The following is a 25,050-nucleotide window of genomic DNA, read 5'->3' as shown; positions in this document are numbered from 1 at the left end:
CAACGAGAAGCCATAGATTCAGAAATTTACCGCCTTGGGAATCCCCCTCGTGAGTCAGCATCACTGGTGGTTGGTATAAGCGGTCTTCGGTTGAGCAGATCATCACGGTATTCACGCCCAATCCCTGAACGCGCGGATGTAATCGGGCCGCAGTCCGCGCTGCAGCTCGCCATAGGTCGTGCGGCCCTCGCACTCCCAGCGCACCGAGCAGATGACCGCCTCGAGGGTAGGCCACGGGTACCAGGGACAGGCGGCAACGATCGTGCCCTTCATCTCGTAGGTTCGGCCGCGGGCGTCCGTCAGCTCCATCTCGACGGCTTCGGGAAAGAGGGTGCCCGCCGAACGCCGGCTGCGCTTGCGTGAGGAGACCAGCGGGGTCAACTCGCCGTCGCGCCACACCCAACCGAGCTTGAGCGGATCGCCGGGCGACGCCTCGATGACGCCCTTCCAGTCCGGGTTGGAGTCGAGGTTGTCCTGCGCGGTGCAGCCGAAGCTGAAGTCGTCACCGAAGGCGCCCGTCATCCAGTCGATCGGCGGCATGCCCCCCGGCTGCAACGTATCACGCCGCAGCTCTGACCAGGTGCGGTCGCGGACGTTATACCCTTCGACGGGGTAGGTCTTGCCGCCCAGCGTCAGTTCGCCGGTGGTGCGCATCGCCTGCTCAAGGTGGTGGCCGTTAGCGAGCACCATGGCCGGCATCACCGCCTCAAGAGAAATGTCGAGCGCGTTGCCCCGGCTGGGGTCCGCGTAGCGCAGCCGATGCCTGCGCATCGGCTCCTCCGTCGTGACGTGATAGCCGTTGGGCAGCTTGTAATCGTAAAGGTCTCCGGCCAGGCAATCGTCAGAGGCGAAGGTTATCATGTCGAACAGTTCCGCCTCCAGAGGCCCACGCTTGACGCCGCGCCAGGCAAATACGCCGCCGCTGACGACGCCGAGGTTCGGGTGGTGCCAGAGGTATGTCAGGCCGTGGATCTGCTCCTCGGGGACGCTGAATCCGAAATACTGGGTCTCCGTGAGCGCCGGATCGGTCTCGCCCTCTCGCGCCTCCGGGTGTAACAGGTCGCACGCGGGCGTGGGTTCGCTGAACGATCGGTTCTGCTGTTCCCAGAAAACCTGCTGCTGGGTACCGGTGGACATGTCTTTCTCCCGTTGTCCTGGATGAGCCACCGCGGCCGCCGCGGGAGCATCCTGTGCTCGATTGCGCCATAGACGCGCTCAGGCCCCTCCTGCAACCTTGAAACACCCCTCGGTCCTCGGCTCAACCACTCAATAAGCTGAACCAGATAACAGGTCATCGTGCAATCTGTGGCTGCTTCCTCGGGCTGGCAAAACAGCGGACCTTCTGATTGTCGAAGCCTGAAGGAAGCAGCCAAGAGTCACTATGCCGGAATCGACCTGTCGATGGAAACATCGCATGTCTGTGTCGTGGACTCCGATGGACGCAAGACCGCGGCGCAAAGCAGCAAGGCGGAGGCCGGGGCATTGGGGCGTTATGGTCCCATTAAACGCGCGGTGATCGAGACGGGCCAGCCCGGCGCCATCGCCACGAAAATGGCCCGCGAATTTGGCGCTCAGCTTGCTGACCAGCTCGCGCTGCTGGACGATGCCAAACGAGAAAATTACGGCCAGTATTTCGCCCAACAGAAGACGATTGGCAAAACAACGGATATCATCGTGCTTTCGCGGGATCAGGTTGCGCAATCCATCATCGACGTGCTTGAAGTCGCGACCTCTGACGCGCGCTATCCCATTGGCGGCGCGATAAAGCTATTCGAGGGGCGCAATGGCTCGACCGATCGAGAGATGGACGAGATGATGAACCAGTTGCTGCCCGGCAGGCGGGCCGACAGGTCGGACTAGAATCCGACAAGGCCGGAACACCCGCCGATCATGGCAATCGCGAACGAAAAGGACATGAGAAATGGCAAAGCCCATTGGCATCGGAATTATCGGCGGCAGTCCGGAACGCGGATGGGCGCTGGACGCGCATATGCCCGCAATACAGGCGTCGCCGGATCTTGAACTACGGGCGGTATCCACCTCCCGCCGCGAGACGGCGGACAAGGCCGCCCAGTTTTTCGGCGTTCCGGCCTATGACAATGCCGCCGAACTGGTTGCGCGTGACGATGTCGATCTCGTGGTCGTCAACGTCAAGGTCCCGCTTCATTTTGACCTTGTGTCCATGGCGATCGATGCCGGCAAGGCGGTGCTATGCGAATGGCCGCTCGGCAACGGACTGGCAGAAACCGAAAAGCTCGCCGAAAAAGCCAGGAGCGCGGGTGTTCGCAACTTTACTGGCCTGCAAGCGCGTTCGGGCCCGGAATTCAATCATATCCGTAACCTTATAACCCAAGACTATGTGGGGGATGTCCTGTCCTCTTCCATCATCGCGTCGGGTGGTATCTGGGGTCCGGTCGTAATGCCCCATGACGCCTATGTGCTCGATGTCAAATCCGGGGCAGGCATGCTCCAGATCCCCTTTGGCCATACGCTGGACGGCGTATGTTTTTGCCTTGGCGAACTCGATCATCTCGTCGCACAGACCGCGCAACGCAGGACACAATCGCTCATCCATGGCACCGACCGCGTTCAAAAGCTGGACACGCCAGACCAGATCCTCATTGCTGGATGTTTCCAGTCAGGTGCCATGCTTTCCGTCCATTATCGCGGCGGCATGTCGACGGGGACCAATTTTCTGTGGGAAATCAACGGAACGAAGGGAGACATCACCGTAACCGCGCCAAACGGCTTCGGCGAACTGGTGCCGCTGTCGGTATCTGGCGCCAAGGCGGGAGAGGCGCAGGCCCCACTGCCCACGCCCGAGCAATGCTATTGGGCGCCGGGTAGACCCAAGGGCGTCGCGCTCAATGTCGCGCAAGCCTATGCCCATATCGTTGCGGACATGCGCGACGGCGGGAACCGAGCGCCAGATTTCGCCCATGCGGTCCTGCGCTACAAGATGCTGGACGCGGTACGAAAGGCGGCGGATACCGGAACGCGCCAATCTTACCTGTGATCGCCATGGCACCCCATCACCGGCAGAGTAGTCCCGCAATGAGATGAGATCGCAGCTTTTGCTTTACCGAGGTTCGACAGCGTGTGCACAAGATCGTCGCGAGGCGGATCCGACTCGGTTACCGCCGCGTGCCTGTGATACTCGGGCGCGAGGGGGTGGCCGGTCGGCGGACATGATCGCGCCGGTTCCCGGAGAGGGGATTAACGGGAATGCGAGGAAACCCATGACCGCATCGTGGGCCGCTTCTATCGAGCGTCCGAGCGCCTTTGCAGCACCAGGATCGCCGACGAAAAGGCGGCCGTGCGGGACACTCTGAAATCCTTTGCCGAAATCGGCGGCGCATTGCTGGGGGCACAGGACGATGGCGCGGCGCTGGACGGGATCATCGCCATGGGGCTTGATTGGGAGCACGCGGTGGCTGTCCGATCTCCTGCCACTTACCGAAAACCTACCGCTCAATCCGCGTCGTCAGCGACGATACGGACCAGCAATGTGCCCTCCTGGACCTGCGCGCCCTCATCGAATGGCAAGTCCTCAACGGTGCCGTCAAATGGTGCCACCAGGCCATGTTCCATCTTCATGGCCTCCAGGGTAACGAGCTTCTGCCCCTTGATGACCTTGTCACCCTGCGCGACGCTTACGGCGATGATCCGACCGGGCATGGGCGCGAGGATTGCGCCGTCGCCGGCCGCCGCAGCGCCGCCGGCCGATGCCCGGAACGGTCGGATCTCCCAGCTTCGTCCATGCTCGGTCACCAGCAGCCGTGTCAGCGCCGGGGCAGCGAGGCTGGAGCCGCCTGCGTCCAGATCCACCTCTACCGGAAGGCCGTCCACCAGAACGCGTCCGCGCGGGCGGCGGGGGCCGTTGAGGCGGAAGCCGCAAAGCGCGCCCGCACCGCTCAGGCGAGCACTGGCGGCTTTCAGAAGCGCTTCGCTCGGCAGCATGGCCGGCATCAGCCGCTCGCCTTCGCGGGCGATCAGCCCGGTATCGACAGCGCCGCCGGCAAAGTCCCGACGGGCGAGCACCTTCACCAGGAAGCCCGCATTGGTGCGCAGCGGCCAAACCACCGATCGGTCCAGCGCCGCCGCCAGCGCGATGCGCGCCTCTTCGCGGGTGCGGCCATGGGCGATCAGTTTGGCGATCATCGGGTCATAATAGGGTGAGATGACCGCCCCTTGCGCGACGCCGGTGTCAACGCGCACCGTATCGCCGAGATGGAAGGCGTCGAGCCTGCCGATCGACGGCAGGAACCCCTTGGCCGGGTCTTCGGCGTACAGGCGCGCCTCCATCGCCCAGCCCGAGATGGAAAGGTCATCCTGCGCGCAGGGCAGCGGTTCACCCGAAGCGACCCGCAATTGCCATTCGACCAGGTCCTGACCCGTGATCGCCTCAGTCACGGGATGCTCGACCTGAAGGCGGGTGTTCATTTCCATGAACCAGATGCGGTCCGCCCTCAGCCCTTCCGACGCATCGGCTATGAACTCTATGGTGCCGGCGCCGACATAGTCGACCGCCTTTGCCGCGCGCACGGCGGCAGCGCACAGGGCCTCGCGCGTGGCGGCGTCCATGCCTGGCGCGGGGGCTTCCTCTATCACCTTCTGGTGCCGCCGCTGCAGCGAGCAGTCGCGTTCGAACAGATGGACGATGTTGCCATGCCTGTCGCCGAACACCTGCACCTCGATATGGCGCGGGCGCTGGATGAACTTTTCGATCAGGACATGGGCGTTGCCGAAGGAGGATGCCGCCTCGCGCTGGCAGGAAGTCAGCGCGTCGGCAAATTCCGATGCCGCCTCGACGAGGCGCATGCCCTTACCGCCACCGCCGGCGACCGCCTTGATCAGGACAGGATAGCCGATTGCTTCCGCCTGGGTTGCAAGGAAGAGGCTATCCTGATTTTCCCCGAGATAGCCTGGCGTAACCGGCACGCCGGCATCGGACATCAGCGCCTTGGCCGCGTCCTTGAGGCCCATCGCGGTGATGCTCGACGGGTCGGGACCGACCCACAGCAGCCCGGCGTCCATGACGGCCTGGGCGAACTGGGCATTTTCCGAAAGAAACCCATAGCCCGGATGAATGGCCTCGGCGCCCGATTGCAGGGCCGCGGCAATGATGCGATCGCCCAGCAAATAGCTTTCACGCACCGGCGACGCGCCGATATGGATGGCGTCATCCGCTTCGCGCACGTGCAGCGCCTGCGCGTCCGCATCGGAATAGATGGCGATCGTGCGAATGCCGAGACGGCGCGCCGTCTTGATGACCCGGCATGCGATTTCACCACGGTTGGCGATCAGGAGGGACTGAATCACGCGACTTACATCCGGAACAGCCCGAACGACGGGCGTTCGGGGATAGGAGCGTTGAGGGTGGCGGCGAAAGCAAGGCCCAGCACATCGCGGGTCTGGGCAGGGTCGATGATGCCATCGTCCCACATGCGCGCGGTCGCGTGCCAGGGATTGCCCTCTTCCTCATATTTGCGCCGAATCGGCGCCTTGAAGGTCTCGGCTTGCTCGGCGGTCCATTTGGATGCATCGCGATGGACGGTCGCCAGCACGCTCGCCGCCTGTTCCCCGCCCATCACCGATATGCGGCTGTTGGGCCAGGTAAAGAGGAAGCGCGGCCGATAGGCCCTGCCGCACATGCCGTAATTGCCGGCGCCAAAGCTGCCGCCGATCAGGACCGTGATCTTGGGCACGCTGGCCGTCGCGACCGCCGTCACCAGCTTCGCGCCATGCTTGGCGATGCCTTCCGCCTCATATTTGCCACCAACCATGAAACCGGAGATATTCTGCAGGAACAACAGCGGGATACGGCGCTGGCAGGCCAGTTCGATGAAATGCGCGCCCTTGACCGCACTTTCGCTGAACAGCACGCCATTATTGGCAAGGATCGCAACCGGCATGCCCCAGATATGGGCAAAGCCGCACACCAATGTCGTGCCGTACAGCGCCTTGAACTCATGAAATTCGCTGCCATCCACGATCCGCGCGATAACTTCGCGCACATCATAGGGCGCGCGCACATCCGGGGGGACGATGCCGTACAGCTCGGCCGGATCATATCTGGGAGGAACCGGTTCCCGCAGATTGACAGGCGCCATGTCCTGCGGCGCCAGCGTGCCGACGATGTCGCGCACGATGCTTAGCGCATGTTCGTCATTCTCGGCAACATGGTCGACCACGCCCGACCTGCGGCCATGCAGGTCGCCGCCGCCCAGATCTTCAGCCGTGATCACCTCGCCCGTCGCCGCCTGCACCAGCGGCGGCCCGGCCAGGAAAATCGTGCCCTGGTTGCGGACGATCACCGTTTCGTCCGACATGGCGGGGACATAGGCGCCCCCCGCCGTGCAGCTGCCCATGACGCAGGCGATCTGTGGAATTCCCCGCGATGACATCTGCGCCTGATTGTAGAAGATGCGGCCGAAATGGTCGCGGTCGGGAAACACATCGGCCTGATGTGGCAGGTTCGCCCCGCCGCTGTCGACAAGGTAGATGCAGGGCAGATTGTTTTCGAGGGCAATTTCCTGCGCGCGCAAATGCTTCTTGACGGTCAGCGGATAATAGGTGCCGCCCTTCACGGTCGCGTCATTGGCGGCGATCATGACCTGCCGGCCCGCAACGCGGCCTATCCCCGCGACGATCCCCGCCCCCGCGACATCTCCGCCATACAGGCCATTGGCGGCGAGCTGGCCGATTTCCAGGAAGGGACTGCCCACGTCCAGCAGATTTTCGACACGATCGCGCGGCAGCAGCTTCCCCCGGCTGACATGCCGCTCGCGCGCATGCGCGCCGCCCCCCAGCGCAGCCGCTGCGACATCGGCGCGCAACCGCTCGGCAAGCAAGCGGTTATGCGCCGCATTGGCCTGGAACGTCTCACTCTCCAAGGCGACAGCCGTTTCGAGAAGGCAGGCGGTCATCGCCCGGCTCCAATCAGCTCGCGGCCGATCAGCATGCGGCGGATCTCGTTGGTCCCTGCACCGATGTCGAGCAGCTTGGCGTCGCGCATATAGCGTTCGACCGGCCAATCCTTTGTATATCCGGCGCCCCCCAGCGCCTGCACCGCCTCCAGCGCGACCTTCATGGCATTCTCGCTCGCCAGCAGGATCGCGCCCGCGGCGTCGAAGCGGGTTGTCTTGCCGGCATCGCAGCTTTTGGCCACCGCATAGACATAGGCCCGCGCCGAATTGAGCGCGACATACATGTCGGCGACCTTGGCCTGCATCAGCTGGAAAGAACCGATCGGCTGGCCGAACTGCCTGCGCTCGCGAACATAGGGGATCACCGTATCAAGGCACGCCTGCATGATGCCGAGCTGGATGCCGGATAGAACCGCGCGCTCATAATCGAGTCCGCTCATCAACACCTTCACGCCGCCATGGAGCGGCCCCATGACATTCTCGCGCGGTACTTCGCAGCCGTCGAACACCAGCTCCGCCGTCGGCGACCCCCGCATGCCGACCTTGTCGATTTTCTGCCCGATCGAAAATCCGGGCATGTCCTTTTCGATAAGGAAAGCGGTGATGCCCTTGCTGCCCTCCCCCGTCTTGGCATAGACGACCAGCGTGTCCGCATAGGGTGCGTTGGTGATCCAGAATTTCGTGCCGTCCAGCACATAGCCCCTGTCAGTCTCGCGCGCCCTGAGCTTCATCGATACGACGTCCGAACCGGCGCCCGCTTCCGACATGGCGAGGCTGCCGACATGTTCGCCGGAAACCAGCCTGGGCAGATATTTCGCCTTCTGCTCCTCATTGCCCCAGCGGCGGATCTGGTTGACGCACAGGTTGGAGTGGGCACCATAGCTTAGCCCGATCGATGCCGATGCGCGGCTGACCTCTTCGCAGGCGATGACATGTTCGAGATAGCCGAGGCCCACGCCGCCCCATTCTTCCTCCACGGTGATGCCGTGAAGGCCCAGGTCGCCCATCGCGGTCCACAATTCGTCGCGCGGGAACCAGTCGTCCGCGTCGATCCTGACCGCGAGCGGAGCGATGCGATCAGCCGCGAACCGGGCCGTGCTTTGACGGATCATGTCGGCATTTTCGCCTAGCGCGAAATCAAAATCGGGCGTCACTTGCCTCTCCAGCGGTGGATAGTAGGGCACCATTAGCAGGTGTAAAGCCTTGCGAAAAATTGACCCTGCCGCAATCATATCATAGAGCTGGTCTATGATAGAACGCTATCTCATTCACTATTTTCTGGCGGTCGTGGATCAGGGGAATTTCTCGCGCGCTGCTCAATTGTGCGGCGTATCCCAGCCCACCTTGTCCGTGGGAATTGCAAAATTGGAGTCACTGGCGGGGCATATTCTCTTCCACCGCACCAACCGGCGTGTGGAACTGACCAGTTTCGGGGTGACCTTCGCCACCCACGCGCGGCGGATCGAAGCTGAATTCGCAAAGGCCATGCAGGCCATGGCGGTCGATCGACAAAGCAAACTCATCCGTTTGGGGATTATTTCCACCCTCCCCTCGTCCTGGGTCGAGGCCGCAACGCATGAGGCCTGCCAAGTCGAAGGAGAGCGGCTGGAGATCGTTGAAGGGCGTATGCGTGATCTTCTGCCGCGGCTGGAACGAGGTCGGATAGATGCGATCATAGGTGTAATCCGTAATGACGCGCACCAGCATGAAGTCCTGTTCGAAGAAAATTATGCTCTGGCGCTTTGGAATACGCATCCACTGGCTTATCGCAAAATTGTCGAGCCCGAAGAGGTCGCCAATGCCGAGATGATCGTGCGCCGTAACTGTGAAGCTCTTCCCGATATAAGTCGCTTTTTCACCCAACGGGGCATTCGCCCCTTCTTCGCCGCGCGGACGACCAATGACGACCGCGCGGTCGCGTTTGTTCGATCCGGCCTGGGCGTGACCGTCATGCCGCGCTGCTTCGCCCAATCTGGCATTGTCATGCCCACGCTTGCCGGATTTGATCAGCGTCGCAAGATCGGTCTGATGTTTGAATCAGGAGAGGGAAACCGGGTGCGCGACAGCCAGTGCCTCCGCCGCTTTTCAGCAGCGATCCGCGCGAATACCCTCGAATTGCTGGATAGACGGACAATGTCCCAGATTTAGAGCATTTTCGAAGCGGATGGCATCATCTGCTGACTTGGAAAATTCGGAAAATACGAGATGAATTGAGCATAATCCGATCCAGTCAGATCGGACTATGCTCTAAACTGTCGCCAAGATCCTCGTCAGAAAATCAGATGTCGGCGAAATGGCCCGGCGGGATCACGAGATCACGTCGCGGAGATTACATTCTCCGGTGGGAATGACTTGCGCAACTTCCTTTTCGCGATCGTCCACACGTCGCCCGCCTTCACATATTCATCATCATATCGGACGTGGAAACGCACGCGTTCACCGTTTTTGCGCATCGTTTCAACGAGCGCAAAGGATGTTCCGCGGGCCGAGGTCGCCGTGAGGCCGGAAACGATATGATTGGTGATCAGGTGCACCAGGTGGTGAACATTTTCCCGAATCTTGGCGCCATAGGCGTAGATTGCATCCCGACCTTCGAAGCAGGCATCTTCGAAAAACTCACTTTCGTCGAGGATCGCATCAGACGCAAAAACCTGCGCCCAGTTTTCAGGGTCGAACGTATCGATATAAAGTGCGTATTTGAAGTTGAGTTCCTGAATCGCCAGGCGGTCTTCTGCGTTCATTGTCATCATCTCCTTTGATGAAGCCCTTCTGGTGCCTCTCCATGCAAACCAGATGCACCGCTAATTTCCCAGAGGCCCATCATTTCAGTTTGGTTGTATTTTGTACGAAGGCGATGATGTCCTGTGTTTTGGCGCCTGCGCCGAAGACGGCGGCGACGCCGATCTGCTTGAGTTCGTCGACATCGTCGGGGTGGATGATGCCGCCCAGGATGACGGGGACGTGGCCGACGCCCCTGGCCTTCATCGCATCGATGAGCTGGCGGGTATATTCGACATAGGCGGCCGAGGAGAAGCTGAGGCCGACGATGTCGGCCTTGCGCTCGGCCACGGCGCTGGCCATGCCTTCGACGCTGTTATGTTCGCCGATATAGTCGACATCGATGCCGCCGGCCTCGTCGAGCAGCCGCGCCAGCGTGCGGATGCCCTTGGAATGCACGTCGGTGCCCAGCATGCCCAGCATGCAGCGTACGGTATTGGGTCTGCTCATAGGTAGCTCAACGGCGCCTGGATGTGGCCATAGGGGTCATAGTCATAGCCGTGCGCCACCCGCACCGTCCCCCAGATCTCGCCGATGCTGGCATCGGCGATGAACGCGTCGATCATCGCCTGCATCGGATTGTTGCCCGCCCGCGCGACCGCATAGACGCTCTGGAGCGAGGCCGACCAGCCGGCCTGGTCGCGCTGCTGCTTGAGTTCGCTGAACCGGCGGATATGCGCATGGGTGTTGGTCCGGTCGAACCGGAACCGGGTCGGCGCCGGCTCGTCCTCGGGCACAAAGCGGTTGACCCCCACCATGACGCGCTCGCCGCTGTCCAGCTCGGTCTGCAGGTCGAAGTTGAAGTCGTCCATCATCCGCTCGACATCGCCGCTGGCGATCGCTTCGAGCAGCCCCTTCTCCTCCAGCCGCGCCAGCATCGCCATCGCCTGCGCTTCCACCTGGTCGGTCAGCGCCTCGATATAATAGCTGCCCCCGAACGGATCGGCGACCCGCGCGGCCCCCACCTCGTTGGCCAGGATCTGCTGCTGGCGCGTCGCCAGTTCGCGCGCCTCGTGCGTGGGCACGCAGACCGGCTCGTCGAACGTGCAGGCCTCGAGCGACTGCACCCCCCCGCACAGCGCCGCCAGGCTCTGGATCGCGGTGCGCGTCAAATTGTTGAGCGGCTGCTTGTAGACCAGCGACTTGCCCGACGTGTGGCAGGCGATCCGCAGCCGCTGCGAGCGCATGTCCCGCGAGCCGAACCGCTCCTTCATCGTGCGCGCCCAGGTGCGCCGCAACGCCCGGAACTTCGCCACCTCCTCGAAGAAGTCGATGTCCGAGGTCGACACCCAGGCAAGGCTCGGCGCCACCTCGTCCACCGTCAGGCCCCGCGCGATCAGGTCCTCCATCGTCTTGTTGATGATCGCCATGCCCAGCGCGATCTCCCCGGCAGGCGACAGGCCCCGCTCGCGCAGGTCATAGGCCTGCGGCATCCCCAGCGCCCAGCGCGGGCTGTTGCGCACGCTGAACTCCACCTCGTCCACCGTGGTGCGGTGAGCCAGCTCGGTCGGCGCGATCCGCTTGCCCCAGCCGCACAGCGTCTCCTGCAGCATGTCGGGCATGTTCGACCCCTGCAGCGTCGCGAGCGGCTGACCCCGCTTCACATGCAGCGAGGCGACCAGCGGATAGGCCATCGCCGCCCAGTGCCAGGCCGTGTCCACCTTGGCCAGGTCCACCCCGTCAAGCAGCCGCTCCATGTCTCGGGTCGTGGGCAGCGAGCAGCCCTCCAGGCCCACTTCGGGGCCAAAGGCGGGGTGATCGGGATCGATGCTCTGCGTCGTCAGCGGGTCAGGCACGATGCTGACCCCGGTCCCGCCCGCCTGCAGCACCATCTCCAGCCCCTGGCGCGTATCCTCGGGCGAGCCGTAGCCCACGATGTTGCGCAGCGTCCACATCCGGCTGCGATACATCTGCGGATAGGCGCCCCGCGTGAAGGGGTAGCTGCCAGGATCGCCGAGCTTTTCCGCATAAGCCTCGTCACGCTCGGGCGGGAAATAGGCCGCGTCGGTCTCGAGCCCGCTCCACGTCTTCGTACGCGACAATTTGATCTCGAGATTCTCGACGCTCTCAAACAGATTGGGCGCGCTGCTGGGCATGTCCATGGCGTCAGCTCCGGCCGATCAGGCGGTCAAGCTCGGCCAGATAATGGCGGATGCGGTTTTCCGATTCCGACAGGACATAGCCGTCAAAGGCCGAGGATTCGACGCCCTTCTGCACCTCGGGAACGCGCACCGCGTCCTGCGCCAGCACCGAGCCGAACTCCTCCAGCGTCTGCGGCACGATCTTCTCAGGCCGGATCGACCCGTCCCAACCCGGAGGCGATACCGCCTCGGGACCAAACTGGCCCGGATCCATCACCATGTCCTGCGACCCGCCCACCGGCAGGCACAGCGAAATCGCGCGATAATAGCTCTTGCGCGGATCGGTCTCATGCGGGCGGAAAATCTGCAGCAACAGCGAGTCGCTGAACGCGTTGATCGTGATGTTGGGGAAGATGAAATAGTTCCAGTCGTCATTGACCTGGTCGTCGGTCATCGCGTCGAAATGGTCATAGCCATGCCGCTTGGCCCATTGGCGCCGCGTCTGCGCGAAGGCCTTGTTATATTCATGGCCCTTCAAATGCAGGAAGTCGTCGGGATTGCCGCCGTAAAATTGCAGGAAAGCCTTCATCCCCTCGGGTACCGTCTCGCGATCCTCGAAGCGCACCGGGACAGACCCGATCGGAATGATCATCCGGCTGTTGCCATTGCCGTAAAGGTCATACTGGCAGCCCAGCGTCTCGGTGAACGGCGCCACCTGCGGATGCACGTCATCGGCATGGTAAAATTCGATGAACGCATCCAGCGCGACCTTCCAGTTCGCGTCCCAGCAGGTCTCGATGTCCCGGATCACCCGGTATTTCTCGAACGGATAAGGCGCCAGATGCGCAGGGATCACGTCCAGATGATCCAGCAGCGGCTTGGCATCCGGGTCCATGTTGATGAACACCAGGCTGTTCCACACGCCGCACCGCACCGCCTTGAGACCCGGGCGATGCGCGATCGCTTCGGGACGGAAGATCATCTCGTCGCGAATCTCCACATTGCGCCCGTCCAGCCCGAACTTCCAACCATGAAAGTCGCAGGTGAAAATGCAGCCACCTGCCGCCGCGTCACCGCCCGCGCTGCCAAAATCGCTATGCACGATCCGGTTGCCGCGGTGCGGGCAGACATTGAAAAAGGCCGAAACCCCCTCATCACCCTCGCCATCGCGAACAATGATGAACGATTCCTTGCCATAATCCGCCTTGAACCAGTCCCCAACCTCCGGCAAATCCTGCGTGATCCCGACAAAGAGCCAGCTCTTCGTCCACATATGATCCCACTCCAGCGCCGCTTCCTCAGCACTGTAATACCGACGAGGATCAATCCGATCCGTCCCATGATCAATATAAGGAGCCTTCGAACCAGGACTGCCCGGCTCCGCATCAGGGTAGGTCACAAACCCTACCCGATAATCATATCCCATGACACGCCTCTCATAAAAACAGTAGGTAGGACCTAATGCTTTGCACATGACAATGCAATCTTCGTCATGCGGTCGCTGGCACGCGGGCGCAAACCGCCCGCATCGGCAGCGACAAGGGCGATCCCATTCCGGTTATCCATGCCGCCAGGAGCCGACTCACGAAACGCCCGCACGAACCCGTACGCGTGCCAATGTATGACAGGACGGATCGACGTGCATCCATCAATTTTCAGGCCGAGGTGCCAGGCACCCCACCGACGCCGACCAACCCCGTCGTCCAGGGGCGGGTCACGCCGTCCGCTTGGGAGGCAATCACCCCAGGTCGCGGGCCGGTTGACCGAAAATCATCTGGACGCACCCCTGCAATCCTCCAGCCAATCGTACAAAACAGGATGTAGGACCTAATCGTTTACAGAGCCCCGGCGAATGCCTATACGAGGATGTCGAGCAATGTGACCAAAGCGCCGGAGGCAACCGGCGGCAAGCGCGCAACCGAGCCAGACGAGAGTGTAAAGGAAAGCATATGAACGCCTATATCGTGGCCGCCGTTCGAACCGCTGGCGGGCGGCGCAATGGAAGGCTTTCCGGCCGGCATCCGGTCGAACTCGCCGCCAAGGTTCTGGACGCGGTCGTCGCCAAGTCAGGCGTTCCGGCCGAGGTCATAGACGATGTGATCCTGGGATGCGTCACGCAGGTGGGCGAGCAGTCCCGCCAAGTCGCCCGCTTCGCCGTGCTTGCTTCTAGCCTGCCCGAAACGGTGCCGTCGGTGACGATCGACCGCCAGTGCGGATCGTCCCAGCAGGCGGTGCAGTTCGCTGCCCAGGCGGTCATGTCGGGAACGCAGGATGTGGTGATCGCCGCTGGTGTCGAAAGCATGAGCCGGGTTCCGCTCGGTTCGGCCACCAACAGTGCCGAAGGCGCCACGCCCATGATCCAGGCGATCCGCGACCGTTATGGCATCAAGGATTTCAGCCAGTTCGGCGGCGCCGAGATGATCGCCAAGAAGTGGGGCTTCACCCGCCAGGACCTGGACGCATTTGGTCTGGAGAGCCATCGCCGCGCGATCGCCGCGACCAATTCTGGCGCGTTCGAGGCGGAAATCGTGCCCATCACAATCACCCTCCCCGATGGTTCCACCGATGTCCATGTCAAGGACGAAGGAATTCGCTGGGACGCCTCGCTGGAAGCCATGGCAGGGGTAAAGCCCGTGATGGAAGGCGGCCTCATCACGGCTGCGACATCCTCGCAGATCACGGATGGCGCATCGGCCGTCATGGTTGTTTCGGAAAAGGCGCTCAAGGAATATGGGCTGACGCCGATCGCCCGGATCGCGAGCTTCATGGTCACCGCCGGCGACCCGATCATCATGCTGGAAGAGCCGCTATACGCCACGGACAAGGCCCTCAAGCGGGCCGGCATGACCATTGGCGACATAGACCTGTTCGAAGTCAATGAAGCCTTTGCTCCGGTTCCACTCGCCTGGCTGAAACATACCGGCGCCGATCCGATGAAGATGAACGTCAATGGCGGTGCGATCGCGCTCGGCCATCCCGTCGGATCTTCGGGAACCAAGCTGATGGCGACATTGATACATGCGCTGCGGGCCCGGGGTGCCAAATATGGCCTGCAAACGATGTGCGAGGGCGGCGGCCAGGCGAATGTGACAATCGTCGAGGCATTGTGACGATCATCCAGTAACCCGAATCTGAAGTTCGTCACGCTGTGGGCTAGGCGTTGAACGAACTTCAGATTCATCAGGATCACTGGCAAATATTCGATTCTAGTGTGGTTTATGGATTTGAAATACGATCTGTATCGCTGACGCGCCGGCGTGTCCCAAGCCGGCCGAAGTATATTGCCGACCTACTGAAGCGCGGCCAGGACAGGAATGGATAGCCGAACCCCAAGCGATGATGGCTATTCGCCGGAATGACGCGAAATCACAGTTCAACAGATAGAGTGGAACAGATGGAAAGTGTAAAGAAGCAGGCGGTTCGCGGCTATATCACGGCTGTCGGTAAAGGTGATGGCGAATCGCTGCTCGCCTTCGTCACCGAGGATTTTACGCATGAGTTTCTCGGCAGCACTGTATTGCGCGGCACGAGGACATTGAGCGACATCCTGGGACAGCTCGAAGCCTTTTCATCAGCGCTGGTACGTCCGGGAGAATTCACCTTTCAGGAATTGGTCGAGGAAGGCGACATCGTGTCCGCCATGTTCTCGGGCAAATGCGAGCTGGTGAACGGCAAGCGGTTCGATGGCGATTATGCGGTATTCTGCCACTTCAGGGGCGACAAGATCCTGAAGATGCGGGAACTGATAGACACAAAGCTTGCGGACGAGGTGCTGAGCTGAAGCTTTCCGCCGCTCCGTGTTTTTGAAGCAGATCGCGATAATTGAGAGGATGAGTAATGTTTGATCTTACCGGCAGAGTTGCCATCATCACGGGCGGAGCGAGCGGTATCGGTGCCGCGGCCGTGCGGTTGTTCCATCAACTCGGGGCCAGCGTCACGATCGGCGACATCCAGGTCGAGGCGAGCGAGGCGCTTGCCAAGGAATTGGGTGACCGGGTCCGTTTTTCGCGCCTGGACGTGACCAAGGCCGCCGATTGGGAGCGCACAGTCGAAGAGACGGAAACCGCCTTTGGTGCGGTCAACGTCCTGGTGAACAATGCAGGACATCCCGGCCACTGGAAGCCGCTTGTCGATATGACGCTGGAAGAATATCGGACGGTCTGCGCCATCAACCAGGATGGTGTGTTCCTGGGCACCAAAATCGTTGTGCCTTCGATGCTCCGTGCCGGGGGCGGTTCGATCGTCAACAATTCATCCGGCTACGGCCTGGTCGGCGCAGCGAACAACATGGATTATTGCGCGTCCAAATTCGCCGTCACCGGCATGACCAAGGCAGCGGCGATCGAACTGGCGCCATCCAAGATCAGGGTCAATTCGGTCCATGCCGGCGTGGTGCTGACGCCGATGGTGGAAGCCACGATGAAGCAGTTGGGATCGGATGCCGACCTCTTTATTGCGCGCATGCCGCTTAATCGGGGGGCGGCGCCGTCGGAAATCGCCAGTGTCTTTGCGTTTCTCGCATCCGATGCCTCCAGCTTCGTGACCGGGGCGGCGATCCCGGCCGATGGCGGATTGACCGCCCAGTAAGAGGATCTGTCAGCAGTGGTTGCGGTCGGCAAGAGGTCCGACCGCAACAATCGTGCGGTGGCCTACCTGTCCGCACGGGAGCTTGTTGATGATCGCCTTATCGCGAATAGACCGGGTCACGAAAATCCCGGCTCGGGCGATGGCGCAACAGATCATATTGCCCGCCGGCGGTGATCCCACTGTAAAGCGCGACGCGATTCCAGTCCGGTACAATCTTCCGCCTGAAGATGCGCCATTCCCCATTTCGACGTTGGAACAGGTCGATATAGCGCCCGCCAAACGTAAACTCGGCGACGTCATCGTCTTTGAAACCCGCAGCCAGAGCGTTTTCCTCGCCTAGCAGCGCGGCGCGACTTTCGTGGTTCGGGTGCGACAGGTGAAGCGCCGTCAGATAAGTCTCCACAAAGGCCTGGTCGCCATCCAGTTCGATGAGGATGTTGGAGACGCCATGATGGCTCGTCGCCCACATATGGCGGACCACATTCTCGAAGAAAGGCGCGATGATTTCCAGAAGGGGTCCTTCCGAAGGGCCCCCATCGAAAGCACCGTCCTCCCAGAATGTGATCTTTATCAGTTCAACATCCAGTCGATCCGCCGCGCGACAATAGCGATGGATCACATCCGTTATCTGCTGTCGATCCAGCAATTGCGTGACCTCGGGCGATTGATCGCTCAATGTCGTATCTTCCCCATCAGGTTAGATCAGCCAGGAGCATGATGCCGAAGTCTATCATGCAGTTGCCCGCGCCTTGGCGAAATGTTTGTCGAGACTGGAAACGATTGACACATAGACGCCGTGGAGCATAGCAGACTGCTGCTCACCAATCTCTGCCGGCACGCAATCGAAAGTCGACGAGATGGTCATCATGCAACCGCCATCATCCAGTTCATCCAGGGTCCAGCTCGCCATATAATTGCGGATCCCCTCGGCAAAACCGTCCGTCGCGTCATAATAGAGCCGGTGCGCCACCGGGTCCGCGACGAGCAGCACTTCGCGATTTTCGACTGGGGCGCCCAGTTCCGCGGCGCCTTCCCCGCGGGACATCACCCTCGTCCGGGGCACGGCATCCAGTTCGCCTTCCAGCCAGCAGTCCATGACCTTCATGCCTTCGGAGTTGGAGCCGTCATCATACCAGGCAAGGCTTCCCCAGTTCATCACCAGCGCCCAGACGTCTTCAATGTTCGCGTTGATCTTGCCTTGGTGATAGCCGGCAACTCTGTGAACCTTCGCCATCGTATGTCTCCGTATTTTTGAGCCTGGCATCAATCGCTCTGCCAGCCCGTTTGTCGTTGACCCTGCATATAGGATATCGGTACTATGATAGTCAAACCTTCTCAAATGGCTAGGCCGAGTTTTTGAACGGACAAGGATTTACCGCGAAAATCCTGTCCGCCGACCCGAAATTGCCCTGATATGCACCTGATCTGGACATCAATAACGAGACGGGGCATGGCTGGCACATATCCATAAGGATCAGACTAGCGGGGTGACCCGTTCCGGTCCCCTTCCGGAGAGATACAGGTGAAGATCGGCCTTTCCATTCCCAACAACTGGGGCATCGCCGACGCCCGGGAGCTGATCGAGATCGGCGTTCTGGCGGAGGAGCTGGGCTTCCACTCCTTGTGGACGTCCGAGCATCTGGTCAACGTCAGCTATGTGCGGGACCGGATTGGGAATGGTCCCTATTATAGCGCCTTGTCGATCCTTTCGGCCCTGGCCGTTCGAACCTCGCGGGTTCGTCTGGGCACGTCCATTCTCGTCCTGCCGTTCCACAACCCCTTCTTCGTGGCGAAATATTTCGCCACCCTCGATCATCTGTCAGAGGGACGCGCGACCCTGGGCGTTGGTATCGGCAACGTGCCCGAGGAATTCGAGGCGCTTGGCATCCCATGGGGCCAACGCGGCGCGTTGACGGACGAGGCCATCGACATCATCCGGACACTCTGGTCGCGCGAATCTGCGGATCATGATGGAGTGAACTGGGCTTTCGGCGACGTTCATACCGCACCCAAGCCATTCGGCGCCTCGATCCCCATCTCCATCGGCGGGATCAGCCCGGCAGCCCTGCGCCGCACGGCCCGGGTTGGAGACGATTGGCAGGCCCTGGCGCTCAGCCCCGGACAATTCCGCATGATGTTCGACGACATCCGTCGGCAGGCGGATTCATTGGGTCGAGATTCCGGGCTGCTTACCGCGAGCATGCGCGTCAACATCGCCTTCGACGGAGAGACTGTTACAGAGAGCGAGCGTAAGGCAGCCATCGCGACGGAGCAGCCGGACGAGATCAGGCGGGTGGTTGAGGACTATCGCACCGCGGGGGCAACCGACATGCTTTTCGCGTTGAATTGCCGAGACCCGGGCGCAGTCAAGACTGCGATAAAGAGAATCGCGAAGGCCCTTCCCATGTGCCTGCATGATGGAGCAGATGAATGACGATCACTCTCAATGCCACGATCGACGCGCCGCTGGGTGAGGTCTGGTCGATGATCGCGGACTTTCCCAACCTGATGCGCTGGCATCCTCTCGTGGAGCGTTGCGAAACCGTTGGCGAAGGCGTCGGGTCGGTACGCACGGTATATTTCACCGATTTCTGGGCGGCGGAAAGGCTGGAATTTCTGGATAATGATCAGCACGTCCTGCGATATGCGGTCATCGACGGTAGCAACCCGGCGGCCAACGGACTGAGCGGAACGATCAGCCTCGCTGCAGGGGACAAGGGCCAAACCAATTTGACCTGGATATCAGGGGTCGATCCGAAACGCGTCGATGCAGAGGCGCTCGACGCCTATCTGCAGACCTATTATCCTCAACGTATCGAGCATCTTCGTCAGGCTTTAATGCCTCCTCCCGCTTGAGGAAAATGCGGGTGAGCGCCTGCCGAGCTAGACGCAGGCCGTTATTTCTGGAGCATGTTCCCGATCCGACCGCGTCGGCCCATAGGCGCCGGGTCTTTGTTAGCGCCTTTGGTGAGCCAGCAGATGATTCACCTGCTTGAAAAACGCCTAGACCGCCTTCCCGAAGGGGTGGCTGTGGCGCGCCTTGCCGGGCTGCACCTCGACCCGGCCGTGATGGATCCGCACTTCGAACCGACGGACCGCATCTACGGCCGGTCCCACGACAGCCTTGCCGGTGCATATGTCGAAACGGGCGCCATGCTTGCGACAAATGATGTGCGACCCGATCTGCCGTCCACCCTCAAGGGGAAAATCGAGATGGGTACAGCGATTTTCCAGCGCGTGAACTTCGGTATTGATGCGGAAAATGAGGATAGACACGCCTTCAATGACAAAGGCACGATGCTTGCCGTTGGGAATATCCTCGAGCGCACAGACATCAACGAAATGCATCATTTCAGTTTGGTTGTATTTTGTACGAAGGCGATGATGTCCTGTGTTTTGGCGCCTGCGCCGAAGACGGCGGCGACGCCGATCTGCTTGAGTTCGTCGACATCGTCGGGGTGGATGATGCCGCCCAGGATGACGGGGACGTGGCCGACGCCCCTGGCCTTCATCGCATCGATGAGCTGGCGGGTATATTCGACATAGGCGGCCGAGGAGAAGCTGAGGCCGACGATGTCGGCCTTGCGCTCGGCCACGGCGCTGGCCATGCCTTCGACGCTGTTATGTTCGCCGATATAGTCGACATCGATGCCGCCGGCCTCGTCGAGCAGCCGCGCCAGCGTGCGGATGCCCTTGGAATGCACGTCGGTGCCCAGCATGCCCAGCATGCAGCGTACGGTATTGGGTCTGCTCATAGGTAGCTCAACGGCGCCTGGATGTGGCCATAGGGGTCATAGTCATAGCCGTGCGCCACCCGCACCGTCCCCCAGATCTCGCCGATGCTGGCATCGGCGATGAACGCGTCGATCATCGCCTGCATCGGATTGTTGCCCGCCCGCGCGACCGCATAGACGCTCTGGAGCGAGGCCGACCAGCCGGCCTGGTCGCGCTGCTGCTTGAGTTCGCTGAACCGGCGGATATGCGCATGGGTGTTGGTCCGGTCGAACCGGAACCGGGTCGGCGCCGGCTCGTCCTCGGGCACAAAGCGGTTGACCCCCACCATGACGCGCTCGCCGCTGTCCAGCTCGGTCTGCAGGTCGAAGTTGAAGTCGTCCATCATCCGCTCGACATCGCCGCTGGCGATCGCTTCGAGCAGCCCCTTCTCCTCCAGCCGCGCCAGCATCGCCATCGCCTGCGCTTCCACCTGGTCGGTCAGCGCCTCGATATAATAGCTGCCCCCGAACGGATCGGCGACCCGCGCGGCCCCCACCTCGTTGGCCAGGATCTGCTGCTGGCGCGTCGCCAGTTCGCGCGCCTCGTGCGTGGGCACGCAGACCGGCTCGTCGAACGTGCAGGCCTCGAGCGACTGCACCCCCCCGCACAGCGCCGCCAGGCTCTGGATCGCGGTGCGCGTCAAATTGTTGAGCGGCTGCTTGTAGACCAGCGACTTGCCCGACGTGTGGCAGGCGATCCGCAGCCGCTGCGAGCGCATGTCCCGCGAGCCGAACCGCTCCTTCATCGTGCGCGCCCAGGTGCGCCGCAACGCCCGGAACTTCGCCACCTCCTCGAAGAAGTCGATGTCCGAGGTCGACACCCAGGCAAGGCTCGGCGCCACCTCGTCCACCGTCAGGCCCCGCGCGATCAGGTCCTCCATCGTCTTGTTGATGATCGCCATGCCCAGCGCGATCTCCCCGGCAGGCGACAGGCCCCGCTCGCGCAGGTCATAGGCCTGCGGCATCCCCAGCGCCCAGCGCGGGCTGTTGCGCACGCTGAACTCCACCTCGTCCACCGTGGTGCGGTGAGCCAGCTCGGTCGGCGCGATCCGCTTGCCCCAGCCGCACAGCGTCTCCTGCAGCATGTCGGGCATGTTCGACCCCTGCAGCGTCGCGAGCGGCTGACCCCGCTTCACATGCAGCGAGGCGACCAGCGGATAGGCCATCGCCGCCCAGTGCCAGGCCGTGTCCACCTTGGCCAGGTCCACCCCGTCAAGCAGCCGCTCCATGTCTCGGGTCGTGGGCAGCGAGCAGCCCTCCAGGCCCACTTCGGGGCCAAAGGCGGGGTGATCGGGATCGATGCTCTGCGTCGTCAGCGGGTCAGGCACGATGCTGACCCCGGTCCCGCCCGCCTGCAGCACCATCTCCAGCCCCTGGCGCGTATCCTCGGGCGAGCCGTAGCCCACGATGTTGCGCAGCGTCCACATCCGGCTGCGATACATCTGCGGATAGGCGCCCCGCGTGAAGGGGTAGCTGCCAGGATCGCCGAGCTTTTCCGCATAAGCCTCGTCACGCTCGGGCGGGAAATAGGCCGCGTCGGTCTCGAGCCCGCTCCACGTCTTCGTACGCGACAATTTGATCTCGAGATTCTCGACGCTCTCAAACAGATTGGGCGCGCTGCTGGGCATGTCCATGGCGTCAGCTCCGGCCGATCAGGCGGTCAAGCTCGGCCAGATAATGGCGGATGCGGTTTTCCGATTCCGACAGGACATAGCCGTCAAAGGCCGAGGATTCGACGCCCTTCTGCACCTCGGGAACGCGCACCGCGTCCTGCGCCAGCACCGAGCCGAACTCCTCCAGCGTCTGCGGCACGATCTTCTCAGGCCGGATCGACCCGTCCCAACCCGGAGGCGATACCGCCTCGGGACCAAACTGGCCCGGATCCATCACCATGTCCTGCGACCCGCCCACCGGCAGGCACAGCGAAATCGCGCGATAATAGCTCTTGCGCGGATCGGTCTCATGCGGGCGGAAAATCTGCAGCAACAGCGAGTCGCTGAACGCGTTGATCGTGATGTTGGGGAAGATGAAATAGTTCCAGTCGTCATTGACCTGGTCGTCGGTCATCGCGTCGAAATGGTCATAGCCATGCCGCTTGGCCCATTGGCGCCGCGTCTGCGCGAAGGCCTTGTTATATTCATGGCCCTTCAAATGCAGGAAGTCGTCGGGATTGCCGCCGTAAAATTGCAGGAAAGCCTTCATCCCCTCGGGTACCGTCTCGCGATCCTCGAAGCGCACCGGGACAGACCCGATCGGAATGATCATCCGGCTGTTGCCATTGCCGTAAAGGTCATACTGGCAGCCCAGCGTCTCGGTGAACGGCGCCACCTGCGGATGCACGTCATCGGCATGGTAAAATTCGATGAACGCATCCAGCGCGACCTTCCAGTTCGCGTCCCAGCAGGTCTCGATGTCCCGGATCACCCGGTATTTCTCGAACGGATAAGGCGCCAGATGCGCAGGGATCACGTCCAGATGATCCAGCAGCGGCTTGGCATCCGGGTCCATGTTGATGAACACCAGGCTGTTCCACACGCCGCACCGCACCGCCTTGAGACCCGGGCGATGCGCGATCGCTTCGGGACGGAAGATCATCTCGTCGCGAATCTCCACATTGCGCCCGTCCAGCCCGAACTTCCAACCATGAAAGTCGCAGGTGAAAATGCAGCCACCTGCCGCCGCGTCACCGCCCGCGCTGCCAAAATCGCTATGCACGATCCGGTTGCCGCGGTGCGGGCAGACATTGAAAAAGGCCGAAACCCCCTCATCACCCTCGCCATCGCGAACAATGATGAACGATTCCTTGCCATAATCCGCCTTGAACCAGTCCCCAACCTCCGGCAAATCCTGCGTGATCCCGACAAAGAGCCAGCTCTTCGTCCACATATGATCCCACTCCAGCGCCGCTTCCTCAGCACTGTAATACCGACGAGGATCAATCCGATCCGTCCCATGATCAATATAAGGAGCCTTCGAACCAGGACTGCCCGGCTCCGCATCAGGGTAGGTCACAAACCCTACCCGATAATCATATCCCATGACACGCCTCTCATAAAAACAGTAGGTAGGACCTAATGCCCCGGCCAGCCTAACGCAACGTGTATATGGCCTTACCCCGGCAGACGGGGTCTGGCAGGATAGGGAGCCAAATTGAGGCGAGCGGCTTTCCTAAGAGCAGCCTTAATTGCCTAACATATGTTCCCGAACACGCGTCGACAACCCTGGAATGAGGAAGCATCCAGGCTCATCGTGCCATTCAAACCGCGTGCCGGCGGAATTATTGCGTCTGGGCGTTGAAGTCGCCTTCTTCTATCGGCAGCGAAATCGCCCTGCTCTCTTCAGGCAGCTGGCTGGCATCATCACTTCCCACATGATCAAGGCCGGTGACATTCTCGCTGGGTGTATCTGGCTCCATGGGCGTATCTGACTGATCGCTCCGTGCTGGTGCATCCTTCTTGCCGTTCATGATCGCTTCCTTTCCCTGCATCAATCATGCAAGCGAACCATTGGTTCCTGTCGCGGGCCTTCGCAAAGTTCGGCACGGACGGCCTTCCCTTGCGCCAGTGTTTATTATAGGCCCAGCATCCTACACGACAGGTCGCAACATTGCAGATCCTTGCTACCTCCCTTCATCAACGCTTTTTCCGGAGAGTATGAACAATGCCTTCCACGTCAGGACAATCAGGCAAGATACTGGTCATCGGCGCTTCGGGGGGGGTGGGTCGATGCCTTACGCGCCAGTTGCTAGACCGCGGCTACAAGGTGCTGGGTTCAGCGCTTGATGATGCTGACCTGGAACGGATGGTGCAGGACGGCTTTGGGGCGGCCAATCTCTTTGTCGCGGATTTCTCTTCCGCTGAAATTGGCGCCCGGCAAGTCAGGGACGCTTTGGGCCGTAGCGACGAGCCATTGACCGGCGTCATCAGCTGCGTGGGAGTCAATCCGTGCGGGCCACTCGAGACGGCGCCGCTGGCACTGTTTCGCCGGACAATGGAGATCAACACCCTGTCCAATCTCGCCGTCTATCAGGCGACGCTGCCTGAACTGCGGGCCAATAAGGGACGGTTCATCTTTGTAAGTTCCATGGCGGGCAAGTTGGCCCTGCCACTGTTAGGCCATTATACGGCTTCGAAATTCGCGCTGGAGGGCCTTGCCGACACGATGCGGCTGGAAGCGGGTCAGTGGGGCGTCCCTGTGTCTCTGATCGAGCCGGGCGCGATCGCAACTGCCATGGTCCAAGGCTTTGTTGCCCAACTGGATAACAGCCTGGCTCAGCTCGACGATGAAGGCCGACGAAATTACGGCGACTATTTCAATCAACATCGAGCCTTTTCACAGGGCTCCGATGCCGGCACGATCTCGCCGGACGACGTCGCGGCAGTCATAGTGGAAGCGCTGGAAACAGCCGAGCCGGAAGCGCGATATCCGGTCGGAAATGCCATCCCGCTTCTCGATTTGCGACGATCGTCATCGGACCGCGAATTTGACGCCGTCATGAATGACATGGTCCCCGGCAGCCGAGCGAAGCGCGCCAGCTGATGGCGCTCTCATCATAGCGGATGATAGTTGGCGTATGCCATTCGTTCCCCGTTATCCTTCGTCACTATCCGCGGGGAATTTCTGCGTAACTTCGACATGGGCGGGATTTGTTCAATCTGAGTGGGCATCGTATCCGGCTGCGCCGGATCGGCTTTGCGCGAACCGCTCGTCAAGATACCGCCGATCCTGTCGGCGCTGGACAGGCGAGTCCGTATCACAATGGCGTATGGGATATCTGGCGCACGGTGCGGGAACCCAGGAACCCTCGTCATAGCCATAGGAAAGCGGTCCTGCCTTATTGTCAGGCAGGACCGTGTGCTTCAATGCTGTCCTGTGATTTTGATCCCGGCTTCGCCGACATCG

General features: G+C 61.4%; 24 protein-coding genes and 2 pseudogenes. 11 read left to right on the top strand and 15 right to left on the bottom strand.

All coding sequences use genetic code 11. The features are described 5' to 3' along the window. Positions 1-111 precede the first annotated feature (111 nt). The gene (locus tag AAC640_RS17280; RefSeq protein WP_340268523.1) at positions 112-1,137 is read right to left on the bottom strand and encodes a DUF7064 domain-containing protein; all 1,026 of its coding nucleotides are present in this window, start codon (positions 1,135-1,137) and stop codon (positions 112-114) included. Between the two features lie 264 nt (positions 1,138-1,401). On the opposite strand from AAC640_RS17280, the gene AAC640_RS17275 reads away from it, so the two are divergent. The 3 genes and pseudogenes from AAC640_RS17275 to AAC640_RS17265 form a co-directional block, all read left to right on the top strand. Further along, positions 1,402-1,860, top strand: a complete 459-nt coding sequence (locus AAC640_RS17275; protein ID WP_340268522.1) for a hypothetical protein — start codon at positions 1,402-1,404, stop codon at positions 1,858-1,860. A 61-nt stretch (positions 1,861-1,921) separates the two neighbouring features. Then, entirely contained in the window at positions 1,922-3,016 is a 1,095-nt protein-coding gene (locus tag AAC640_RS17270; protein ID WP_340268521.1) for a Gfo/Idh/MocA family oxidoreductase, read from the top strand. A gap of 216 nt (positions 3,017-3,232) precedes the next feature. Beyond that, positions 3,233-3,424 (top strand): annotated as a pseudogene (locus tag AAC640_RS17265) (hypothetical protein); the annotation flags it as partial. 47 nt (positions 3,425-3,471) lie between these two features. Here the strand turns inward: AAC640_RS17265 and AAC640_RS17260 are convergent. From AAC640_RS17260 to AAC640_RS17250, 3 genes are read right to left on the bottom strand one after another with little or no spacing between them, the layout of a single operon-like run. Then, positions 3,472-5,322, bottom strand: coding sequence for an acetyl/propionyl/methylcrotonyl-CoA carboxylase subunit alpha (locus tag AAC640_RS17260; protein ID WP_340268520.1), 1,851 nt, complete (start codon positions 5,320-5,322; stop codon positions 3,472-3,474). Between the two features lie 5 nt (positions 5,323-5,327). Continuing rightward, complete coding sequence (locus tag AAC640_RS17255) at positions 5,328-6,929, bottom strand: carboxyl transferase domain-containing protein (protein ID WP_340268519.1); 1,602 nt, start codon at positions 6,927-6,929, stop codon at positions 5,328-5,330. Then, on the bottom strand, positions 6,926-8,116 hold the full coding sequence (locus AAC640_RS17250; RefSeq protein WP_340268518.1) for an isovaleryl-CoA dehydrogenase: 1,191 nt from the start codon (positions 8,114-8,116) through the stop codon (positions 6,926-6,928). The genes AAC640_RS17255 and AAC640_RS17250 overlap by 4 nt, the downstream gene beginning before the upstream one ends. A 61-nt stretch (positions 8,117-8,177) precedes the next feature. Here AAC640_RS17250 and AAC640_RS17245 point away from each other — a divergent pair. Together AAC640_RS17245 and AAC640_RS17240 are read left to right on the top strand one after the other, a co-directional pair. Further along, positions 8,178-8,351: pseudogene (locus AAC640_RS17245) on the top strand (helix-turn-helix domain-containing protein); the annotation flags it as partial. A 12-nt stretch (positions 8,352-8,363) separates the two neighbouring features. Beyond that, complete coding sequence (locus AAC640_RS17240) at positions 8,364-9,077, top strand: LysR family transcriptional regulator substrate-binding protein (RefSeq protein ID WP_340268524.1); 714 nt, start codon at positions 8,364-8,366, stop codon at positions 9,075-9,077. A gap of 167 nt (positions 9,078-9,244) precedes the next feature. Here the strand turns inward: AAC640_RS17240 and AAC640_RS17235 are convergent, their stop codons facing one another. The 4 genes from AAC640_RS17235 to AAC640_RS17220 all read right to left on the bottom strand — a co-directional run bounded on the left by AAC640_RS17235 (position 9,245) and on the right by AAC640_RS17220 (position 13,214). After that, positions 9,245-9,670 (bottom strand): nuclear transport factor 2 family protein, encoded by a 426-nt coding sequence (locus AAC640_RS17235; RefSeq protein WP_340268516.1) that lies wholly within the window; start codon positions 9,668-9,670, stop codon positions 9,245-9,247. Between the two features lie 79 nt (positions 9,671-9,749). Further along, positions 9,750-10,157, bottom strand: coding sequence for a cobalamin B12-binding domain-containing protein (locus AAC640_RS17230; protein WP_340268498.1), 408 nt, complete (start codon positions 10,155-10,157; stop codon positions 9,750-9,752). Continuing rightward, positions 10,154-11,809 carry a methylmalonyl-CoA mutase family protein gene (locus AAC640_RS17225; RefSeq protein ID WP_340268496.1) on the bottom strand — a complete coding sequence of 552 codons (1,656 nt, stop codon included), beginning with the start codon at positions 11,807-11,809 and terminating at the stop codon, positions 10,154-10,156. The genes AAC640_RS17230 and AAC640_RS17225 overlap by 4 nt, the downstream gene beginning before the upstream one ends. Positions 11,810-11,813: 4 nt before the next feature. Then, positions 11,814-13,214: an aromatic ring-hydroxylating oxygenase subunit alpha gene (locus tag AAC640_RS17220; RefSeq protein WP_340268494.1), complete on the bottom strand. Its 1,401-nt coding sequence runs from the start codon at positions 13,212-13,214 to the stop codon at positions 11,814-11,816. A gap of 523 nt (positions 13,215-13,737) precedes the next feature. On the opposite strand from AAC640_RS17220, the gene AAC640_RS17215 reads away from it, so the two are divergent. From AAC640_RS17215 to AAC640_RS17205, 3 genes are all read left to right on the top strand, one after another. After that, entirely contained in the window at positions 13,738-14,898 is a 1,161-nt protein-coding gene (locus AAC640_RS17215) for an acetyl-CoA C-acetyltransferase (protein ID WP_340268514.1), read from the top strand. Positions 14,899-15,182: 284 nt separating this feature from the next. Next, a complete protein-coding gene (locus AAC640_RS17210) occupies positions 15,183-15,569 on the top strand; it encodes a nuclear transport factor 2 family protein (RefSeq protein ID WP_340268512.1) in 387 nt (128 codons plus the stop codon). 56 nt (positions 15,570-15,625) lie between these two features. After that, positions 15,626-16,375 carry a glucose 1-dehydrogenase gene (locus AAC640_RS17205; RefSeq protein ID WP_340268510.1) on the top strand — a complete coding sequence of 250 codons (750 nt, stop codon included), beginning with the start codon at positions 15,626-15,628 and terminating at the stop codon, positions 16,373-16,375. Positions 16,376-16,472: 97 nt separating this feature from the next. On the opposite strand, the gene AAC640_RS17200 is transcribed toward AAC640_RS17205, so the two are convergent. After that, positions 16,473-17,051, bottom strand: a complete 579-nt coding sequence (locus tag AAC640_RS17200) for a nuclear transport factor 2 family protein (protein ID WP_340268508.1) — start codon at positions 17,049-17,051, stop codon at positions 16,473-16,475. A gap of 54 nt (positions 17,052-17,105) precedes the next feature. Continuing rightward, on the bottom strand, positions 17,106-17,609 hold the full coding sequence (locus AAC640_RS17195) for an SRPBCC family protein (protein ID WP_340268506.1): 504 nt from the start codon (positions 17,607-17,609) through the stop codon (positions 17,106-17,108). 288 nt (positions 17,610-17,897) lie between these two features. Between AAC640_RS17195 and AAC640_RS17190 the strand changes: the two genes are divergently transcribed. Beyond that, positions 17,898-18,809 (top strand): TIGR03619 family F420-dependent LLM class oxidoreductase, encoded by a 912-nt coding sequence (locus AAC640_RS17190; RefSeq protein WP_340268504.1) that lies wholly within the window; start codon positions 17,898-17,900, stop codon positions 18,807-18,809. Continuing rightward, on the top strand, positions 18,806-19,231 hold the full coding sequence (locus AAC640_RS17185) for an SRPBCC family protein (protein ID WP_340268502.1): 426 nt from the start codon (positions 18,806-18,808) through the stop codon (positions 19,229-19,231). The genes AAC640_RS17190 and AAC640_RS17185 overlap by 4 nt, the downstream gene beginning before the upstream one ends. A gap of 147 nt (positions 19,232-19,378) precedes the next feature. On the opposite strand, the gene AAC640_RS17180 is transcribed toward AAC640_RS17185, so the two are convergent. From AAC640_RS17180 to AAC640_RS17160, 5 genes are all read right to left on the bottom strand, one after another. After that, on the bottom strand, positions 19,379-19,726 hold the full coding sequence (locus AAC640_RS17180; protein ID WP_340268500.1) for a Rieske (2Fe-2S) protein: 348 nt from the start codon (positions 19,724-19,726) through the stop codon (positions 19,379-19,381). Further along, the gene (locus AAC640_RS17175; protein WP_340268498.1) at positions 19,723-20,130 is read right to left on the bottom strand and encodes a cobalamin B12-binding domain-containing protein; all 408 of its coding nucleotides are present in this window, start codon (positions 20,128-20,130) and stop codon (positions 19,723-19,725) included. The genes AAC640_RS17180 and AAC640_RS17175 overlap by 4 nt, the downstream gene beginning before the upstream one ends. After that, positions 20,127-21,782, bottom strand: a complete 1,656-nt coding sequence (locus AAC640_RS17170) for a methylmalonyl-CoA mutase family protein (protein ID WP_340268496.1) — start codon at positions 21,780-21,782, stop codon at positions 20,127-20,129. The genes AAC640_RS17175 and AAC640_RS17170 overlap by 4 nt, the downstream gene beginning before the upstream one ends. A 4-nt stretch (positions 21,783-21,786) precedes the next feature. Then, complete coding sequence (locus AAC640_RS17165) at positions 21,787-23,187, bottom strand: aromatic ring-hydroxylating oxygenase subunit alpha (protein WP_340268494.1); 1,401 nt, start codon at positions 23,185-23,187, stop codon at positions 21,787-21,789. A gap of 238 nt (positions 23,188-23,425) precedes the next feature. After that, positions 23,426-23,614, bottom strand: coding sequence for a hypothetical protein (locus tag AAC640_RS17160; protein WP_340268492.1), 189 nt, complete (start codon positions 23,612-23,614; stop codon positions 23,426-23,428). A 194-nt stretch (positions 23,615-23,808) separates the two neighbouring features. Here AAC640_RS17160 and AAC640_RS17155 point away from each other — a divergent pair, with 194 nt between their 5' ends. Further along, on the top strand, positions 23,809-24,687 hold the full coding sequence (locus AAC640_RS17155; RefSeq protein ID WP_340268490.1) for an SDR family NAD(P)-dependent oxidoreductase: 879 nt from the start codon (positions 23,809-23,811) through the stop codon (positions 24,685-24,687). Positions 24,688-25,050: the final 363 nt, after the last annotated feature.

The organism is Sphingobium mellinum (genome assembly GCF_037860795.1).
Classification (GTDB): domain Bacteria; phylum Pseudomonadota; class Alphaproteobacteria; order Sphingomonadales; family Sphingomonadaceae; genus Sphingobium; species Sphingobium mellinum.
Note: the sequence above shows the minus strand (reverse complement) of the source record. Positions and strands in the feature narration are given on the sequence as shown.

What these genes read in the sequence shown, in the direction of transcription:
- AAC640_RS17280 (WP_340268523.1), bottom strand. Translation starts at nt 1,137, where the DNA reads ATGTCCACCGGTACCCAGCAGCAGGTTTTCTGGGAACAGCAGAACCGA.
- AAC640_RS17275 (WP_340268522.1), top strand. Translation starts at nt 1,402, where the DNA reads ATGGAAACATCGCATGTCTGTGTCGTGGACTCCGATGGACGCAAGACC.
- AAC640_RS17270 (WP_340268521.1), top strand. Translation starts at nt 1,922, where the DNA reads ATGGCAAAGCCCATTGGCATCGGAATTATCGGCGGCAGTCCGGAACGC.
- AAC640_RS17255 (WP_340268519.1), bottom strand. Translation starts at nt 6,929, where the DNA reads ATGACCGCCTGCCTTCTCGAAACGGCTGTCGCCTTGGAGAGTGAGACG.
- AAC640_RS17250 (WP_340268518.1), bottom strand. Translation starts at nt 8,116, where the DNA reads ATGGTGCCCTACTATCCACCGCTGGAGAGGCAAGTGACGCCCGATTTT.
- AAC640_RS17235 (WP_340268516.1), bottom strand. Translation starts at nt 9,670, where the DNA reads ATGAACGCAGAAGACCGCCTGGCGATTCAGGAACTCAACTTCAAATAC.
- AAC640_RS17230 (WP_340268498.1), bottom strand. Translation starts at nt 10,157, where the DNA reads ATGAGCAGACCCAATACCGTACGCTGCATGCTGGGCATGCTGGGCACC.
- AAC640_RS17225 (WP_340268496.1), bottom strand. Translation starts at nt 11,809, where the DNA reads ATGGACATGCCCAGCAGCGCGCCCAATCTGTTTGAGAGCGTCGAGAAT.
- AAC640_RS17220 (WP_340268494.1), bottom strand. Translation starts at nt 13,214, where the DNA reads ATGGGATATGATTATCGGGTAGGGTTTGTGACCTACCCTGATGCGGAG.
- AAC640_RS17215 (WP_340268514.1), top strand. Translation starts at nt 13,738, where the DNA reads ATGAACGCCTATATCGTGGCCGCCGTTCGAACCGCTGGCGGGCGGCGC.
- AAC640_RS17210 (WP_340268512.1), top strand. Translation starts at nt 15,183, where the DNA reads ATGGAAAGTGTAAAGAAGCAGGCGGTTCGCGGCTATATCACGGCTGTC.
- AAC640_RS17205 (WP_340268510.1), top strand. Translation starts at nt 15,626, where the DNA reads ATGTTTGATCTTACCGGCAGAGTTGCCATCATCACGGGCGGAGCGAGC.
- AAC640_RS17195 (WP_340268506.1), bottom strand. Translation starts at nt 17,609, where the DNA reads ATGGCGAAGGTTCACAGAGTTGCCGGCTATCACCAAGGCAAGATCAAC.
- AAC640_RS17185 (WP_340268502.1), top strand. Translation starts at nt 18,806, where the DNA reads ATGACGATCACTCTCAATGCCACGATCGACGCGCCGCTGGGTGAGGTC.
- AAC640_RS17180 (WP_340268500.1), bottom strand. Translation starts at nt 19,726, where the DNA reads ATGATGCATTTCGTTGATGTCTGTGCGCTCGAGGATATTCCCAACGGC.
- AAC640_RS17175 (WP_340268498.1), bottom strand. Translation starts at nt 20,130, where the DNA reads ATGAGCAGACCCAATACCGTACGCTGCATGCTGGGCATGCTGGGCACC.
- AAC640_RS17170 (WP_340268496.1), bottom strand. Translation starts at nt 21,782, where the DNA reads ATGGACATGCCCAGCAGCGCGCCCAATCTGTTTGAGAGCGTCGAGAAT.
- AAC640_RS17165 (WP_340268494.1), bottom strand. Translation starts at nt 23,187, where the DNA reads ATGGGATATGATTATCGGGTAGGGTTTGTGACCTACCCTGATGCGGAG.
- AAC640_RS17160 (WP_340268492.1), bottom strand. Translation starts at nt 23,614, where the DNA reads ATGAACGGCAAGAAGGATGCACCAGCACGGAGCGATCAGTCAGATACG.
- AAC640_RS17155 (WP_340268490.1), top strand. Translation starts at nt 23,809, where the DNA reads ATGCCTTCCACGTCAGGACAATCAGGCAAGATACTGGTCATCGGCGCT.